The organism is Kosmotoga sp. DU53 (genome assembly GCF_001639905.1).
GTDB lineage: Bacteria > Thermotogota > Thermotogae > Petrotogales > Kosmotogaceae > Kosmotoga > Kosmotoga olearia.
The window spans coordinates 1-4,331 of record NZ_JGCK01000036.1 but is presented as its reverse complement, the minus strand read 5'-3'; the positions used below and the strand labels follow the sequence as shown (position 1 = coordinate 4,331).

Annotated in this window: 4 protein-coding genes and 1 pseudogene; 3 read left to right on the top strand and 2 right to left on the bottom strand. The window is 40.0% G+C overall.

Annotated elements, in window-relative coordinates; genetic code table 11:
• The first annotated feature begins 376 nt into the window (after positions 1-376).
• The 3 genes from DU53_RS12275 (at position 377) to DU53_RS11910 (ending at position 2,609) form a co-directional block, all read left to right on the top strand.
• Positions 377-544: a hypothetical protein gene (locus DU53_RS12275; RefSeq protein ID WP_161484752.1), complete on the top strand. Its 168-nt coding sequence runs from the start codon at positions 377-379 to the stop codon at positions 542-544.
• Positions 541-2,220 (top strand): ABC transporter ATP-binding protein, encoded by a 1,680-nt coding sequence (locus tag DU53_RS05455; RefSeq protein ID WP_063727895.1) that lies wholly within the window; start codon positions 541-543, stop codon positions 2,218-2,220. Before DU53_RS12275 ends, DU53_RS05455 begins: the two co-directional genes overlap by 4 nt.
• Positions 2,221-2,444: 224 nt before the next feature.
• Positions 2,445-2,609 carry a hypothetical protein gene (locus DU53_RS11910; protein WP_235599724.1) on the top strand — a complete coding sequence of 55 codons (165 nt, stop codon included), beginning with the start codon at positions 2,445-2,447 and terminating at the stop codon, positions 2,607-2,609.
• A 7-nt stretch (positions 2,610-2,616) separates the two neighbouring features.
• Here DU53_RS11910 and DU53_RS05450 read toward each other — a convergent pair whose 3' ends face one another.
• Positions 2,617-3,768, bottom strand: coding sequence for an RtcB family protein (locus tag DU53_RS05450; RefSeq protein WP_015868411.1), 1,152 nt, complete (start codon positions 3,766-3,768; stop codon positions 2,617-2,619).
• 431 nt (positions 3,769-4,199) lie between these two features.
• Positions 4,200-4,331, bottom strand: a pseudogene (locus tag DU53_RS12135) (IS256 family transposase); the annotation flags it as partial.

The following is a 4,331-nucleotide window of genomic DNA, read 5'->3' as shown; positions in this document are numbered from 1 at the left end:
CGGTGAGTCTTGTTACCTCACGAATAGAACCATATTCCTGATAGAGCCGTTGAATCTCTTTGACCTCGTACACGTTTTTCACCCCTCCGTATACCTCCTTGAGCAGATTGTTTCTATTATCTCGCTCAAGAAGGTCTTTTTTTCCACGGGGTAACGGGTCAATTTTCTATGGCCCTGGGGGGTCAATTTTATTTGACCACATACACCAATTAAGATCCGTATTGATTCTGATACTGATGTCAATTATATTTGGTTTGCAGGTGATGTATTCTGTGACCTACAAATAATGTTTATGCTTCCAGCTTTATATGGTGTTTTAGAAAGAAGAGAAGGACTGAAGCGTATAATACGTTTAAACTCTTTTATACATGATGCTATGAGAATAGTACCGGTAGGAATCAAGAAACTGCATAGTAGTGGTAAGCATTTGCGATATGCTTTTTTGAGCCCAACTCGTGTGTGGTGTGAATACAATGCTGATGATGGCATGCTTTTCCGATACGTTAGTGATAAAGTAGTGATAGAAAGAGTGAGTCAACAATGAAGATAAGGAACAAGGTGTTTTTCAGATATGTTCAAACAATGAGAGAATACTTAGAGGGCCAATGGAAATACATTGTTATTTCACTGATAATATCTATTTGCTTTGCCTCAGCCAACCTTATTTCCCCAATAGCAAATAGAATACTTGTAGATAGAATATTTGCAATGCAGGATCGCCAACTTTTAGCTAAGTTGGCGATTTTGATGGCTTTCGCGTTCATAATTTCGGCAGTTATGAATGTTTTAAATAATTACTTATTGGCAAGAACCGCTGCTCAGCTTAATTACAAAATTAAAATGGATTTTTTCAACAAGCTTCAATACACTTCAATTGCTTTTCACATATCCAAAAGAAGCGGCGATATACAATACAGAATGTTCTATGATACAGAATTATTGGTAGACTACTTCTTAAAGTTAGTGATAAACGGAGCTACGTATACATTGTTGATAGTGGTTATTGTTATCCTCATGTACAGATGGTCTCCCATTTTAATGTCCTTAGTTTTAGTTGTGTTTGCGCTTCAGGCTGGACTTATTGCAGCGTTTAGAAAACCAGTAAGGAAAGCTGCAGCAATGAAAAAAAACGTCGAACAGGAAATCATTGGCAAAGTCAATGAACACTTCAACTCCATTGAACTTGTGAAAACGCTGGGATTGGAAAAGTATGCATACAATGATATAAGTTCTAGAATGAAGCAATTGATACAAGTGATAATTAGGGTAATGTTTCTTCAGTCTATGTATCAAGCAGGTGCAAGTTTACTGAATTATCTATGGTCGTTTGGAATTTTATTGGTCGGAGCGAACCTTGTTTTCGCCAGTAACATTACATTGGGGACTTTCATGGGGTTTTACTTACTTGCTGGTTTGCTATATCAACCTGTAGTGTCGCTGACAGGGATAGTCCTAAGCTATCAAGAAGTAAAAGTCTCTTATGAAAGATTTGAAGAATATTACATCCATTCACCAAACAATATTGTGGGAAGCAAAGGTAGCAAACCCTTTTGTTTTGAGAAAGCTTTGGAAATTCGTAATGTGACTTTTTCTTACGATGGTTACACACCTGTGATTAAAAATGTGAATCTTGTTTTAGAGCCGGGGAATATTGTTGCACTAACAGGACGTAGTGGTTCCGGCAAAAGCACCTTTGCACGAATCCTTGCGAGATTGCTTGAACCACAAAGTGGAGCAATATATATAGATGGGGTTAACATTAACGCGATCAAGATGGATGATTACAGAAAAAATATCGGGTTCTTGCTTCAAACTACATTTATAATAGAGGGAACCCTTTTAGAAAATATTACATTGGGGATGAAGGAGTACTCCATTGCTGAAGTAGAGAAAATAGTCAAACAAGCGGGTCTAGAAGAATTAATAGACACCAGTCCCAAGAGACTTAATATGTATTTGGGAGTGCGAGGTTTATGTATATCACCTGGAGAAGCACAACGTATTGGTTTGGCAAGACTCCTGCTAAGAAGACCTAAAATAGTGATACTAGATGAACCAACATCGTTCCTTGATGCTAATACGGAAAACATTATATTGGATTCACTCCTTGAATTGAAGCGGCAAAATTCTTTGGTTTTGGTTATAAGTCATAGAACCTCCACTATTGCTATTGCAGATAGGGTGTTAAAGTTCGAGAATGGAAGCGTTGTTGATGCTTGATCTAGCCAGGCTGTGTCAAGAATTTTCTATAAATTCTGAATTGAATCTGTTAGCAATTTTGCGTAAACTCCCTCCGAAATATGTGATATAACCCCAAAAATGAGACAGTGTATATGCAACAATGACTAACAAAAACAGTCTCATGAAACTGAATGTTCACATCGATTGTAAAATAGAAAAACGTCAATCAAAAATACAATGCAAATCTATCAAAAGCGAGGATTTTGCTTCTTGAAGAGGGGAGACATATAGAGCCGGATATTCCCATACCTCTGAGCCTTGAGGAAAAGATCTCATGGCTAATTGGTGAAGCAGATCCTATGCTTGACAAAGCTCTGCGAATTGTTGAAAAAGTATCAGAAGAACAAAAGAATATGGAGGTGAAGTGAACAACTTTCAGCCTTTAATCACAGCAAGAGGGGTTAATTTTACCAATCGTTCCACCAGATCCTTTTGATAATCCATAACTTTATCTATGTCTTTGTAAGCTACTCTGGCTTCTTCTATTACAGCACCTTTATCCGGAGTCATAAGAACGACATTTCTCTCATCCAGATCTTTCTTCACTTCGGCAAAATTGAGCTTTCTTTTCGCTTCATGCCTGCCCAGCACCCTTCCCGCACCGTGAGAGCAAGAACAAAAACTTTCAGGATTGCACAGGCCTTTGGCTATGTAAGTGGGACTCCCCATGGAACCGGGAATTATCACTTTACCTTTTGCCAGCACCGCTCCTTTTCGATGGACAAGCACCTTTTCTCCATAATGCCTCTCAAGACTCGCATAATTGTGAACTGTCTCAATTCTTTCCAGCTCTTTCATTTCGGGGAAAAAGTACCGCATTACTTCTAATGCGGATGCCACCAGCAAACGGCGATTTTCTGAAGCGAAGGCCATGCAAAACTCCATCTCTGCAAGATATTGTCTTCCGGATTTGCTATTCCTCGGCAACCAGGCCAGCCCGGGAGGTGGCTTTATGCCCCGCTTTTTACAGTATTCCCTGGCGATTTTGTCATAATAACTCGCTACCTGTTTTCCAAGGTTACGCGAACCGCTATGCACTGTAAGGTAAATATTCCCAAGCTCATCCTTTTGAATCTCTATAAAATGGTTTCCTCCTCCAAGGGTTCCAAGCTGCTTTTCGGCATTTTTTCGTTCCCTTTCAGTGATGGGCCCGGCGGGTTCTCGCTTCCAGAAATCACTTGCGAGTGCTTTTTTTCTCCACTTGAAGCCAACAGGTATTTTTTCAAGAAATAACTTGAGTATCTGCTGGCGATATTTCATCACCATGTCTGCGGTTAGGTCTGTTTTGACAGTAACAACCCCACATCCTATATCCATACCAACGGCATAAGGAATAACATTTTCCTTCAGCGCTACTACACAGCCTATGGGCATACCATAACCCGGATGAACATCCGGCATTACTGCTATCCATCTAAAAACGTCTGGAATTTCCGAAAGATTCCTGATTTGCTGCATCGCCTCTTCTTCAATTTCTTTCACGGGTATCCAGAACTTTGCCTTTAGTTTAGGACTGTAAAAGTTCATAACATCACCCCGATTTATTTGGGTTCAGTAAGATTCTATCACTCGAGAGAAAAAAGTAGGCGCTAATACAAAAACCGAGATCCGGTGTTCGAGATCCGAGAACGTTTACGAAGGTCATTCCAGACTTGATCAATAATCGAGAAGTCGAGAATGCAGCTCGCTGCCGCTGCGAATCCCTTCGGGATTGGTACGACCGGCTCCACCGGTGGTACGAACTCCTTTGGAGTTGATACGTGTCTTCGGTGTAAAAAAAGAACAAGACCAGATGTTGGAAATTGGAATTTAGTTAATTGAGATCCGAGAAAACAAGGACAATAGATCCTGAATCAAGTTCAGGATCTCTCCTAGTCAACTGCGAAGCAGTTATCGAGTAGGAGGGGGGGAATCGGGCGTGTCACATATTTTGTGTAAACCCCAAACTCCGGAAAAGATCAGACATAGGATTTCACCCAATCAAATTCTATCATCAAAGTGGCAAGGATTTTATCCCATTCATTTATTCTCACGGTCCATTTTCTAGTTATATTGTTAATGGCGAGATATGCCAGTTTCATGAGAGCCAT